This window comes from Aquitalea sp. ASV11, from assembly GCF_016429185.1.
GTDB classification, from domain to species: Bacteria; Pseudomonadota; Gammaproteobacteria; order Burkholderiales; family Chromobacteriaceae; genus Aquitalea; species Aquitalea pelogenes.
Map to the genome: position 1 here is coordinate 1 of NZ_JAELUD010000276.1, position 299 is coordinate 299.

At 78.6% G+C, this 299-nt stretch carries 1 pseudogene; it reads right to left on the reverse strand.

The window, feature by feature from the left end:
- Positions 1-299, reverse strand: a pseudogene (locus tag JHD62_RS22130) (hypothetical protein); the annotation flags it as partial.

Here is a 299-nt window from a genome sequence, read left to right on the forward strand (position 1 = left end):
GAGCCAGGCTTCCGGATTCATCGGCAAAAAGCCCTGGATATCCGCCGCGGCATTCACCATGCCGGCAGCGCGGATCAGCGCATCCCCCGCCGTCCCCCGCCCGGCCACCAGCCGTCCGTCGTAGCTCCTGTCTCTTATACACATCTGACGCTGCCGACGAACAGTAAGATGTGGGGGGGGGGGGGGGGGGGGGGGGGGGGAGGGGGGGGGGGGGGGGGGGGGGGGGGGGGGGGGGGGGGGGGGGGGGGGGGGGGGGGGGGGGGGGGGGGGGGGGGGGGGGGGGGGGGGGGGGGGGGGGG